General features: G+C 37.0%; 1 protein-coding gene. It reads left to right on the plus strand.

Going from position 1 to position 778, the window contains the following annotated elements:
- A partial coding sequence (locus ACFIO5_RS11450) for an autotransporter outer membrane beta-barrel domain-containing protein (RefSeq protein ID WP_375705476.1) occupies positions 1–442 on the plus strand: 442 nt, incomplete at its 5' end.
- Between the last annotated feature and the right edge of the window lie 336 nt (positions 443–778).

Consider the following 778-nt stretch of genomic DNA (forward strand, 5'->3'; position numbering starts at 1 on the left):
CCTTGGTCAGAAATTAACAACCGGTCTTCAAGGGCTCATGTTTGAGCCACAAGCACAGTTTATTTATCAAAACCTCATGCTAGATGTACTTTCAGATGCTGATGGTTTGAAAGTTGATATGGACAATCCGCATCAATGGTTGGTACGTATTGGTGGACGTTTAACAAAAAATCTCACCACCACTGAGGAGGATAATGATCATGCTGTTTCCTTCTATGGGAAGTTGAATGTTCTCAGAACTTTTGGAGACGGTGGAGCAATACAAATTGGTGAGAGTTTTTATCTTGATCCTACTGGTTCCTCAATTGAAGGAGGCGTTGGTGTTAATGCGCACATCGCTCAAAAAGTTGTACTCCATGGTGATATTAGTTATCGACATAAGCTCCAAAAAGCCGGTGTATCTGGCACCAATTTTTCTGGTGGAATACGTTATCACTTTTAAAAAAAACAATATATAATTTTGTTAAAAGGCAGCACGGTGTGTTGCCTTTTGTTTATGCAATCTTTCTTTCTCAACAAAAATTTTGATACAAAAATGCTAAAAAATGATCCGCTAGTGCAAAGAATATAACCAATATCAATCTTCAAAAACTGACATCTACTTCTAAAAATTGAGTAACCAAAGAAGATCTCTCTATCCAATGTTGCGGTAATCCTTGCATTAAGAGCGTTCATAAAAAGCATTTTTACTCGTTCCTTGAAGAGTTTTTTTCCACACACTCATCCCACTGATGACATATACAAAGGGATGGTGTTCATTGATTCAACATAAACAGAT

The organism is Bartonella sp. AA86SXKL (genome assembly GCF_042196885.1).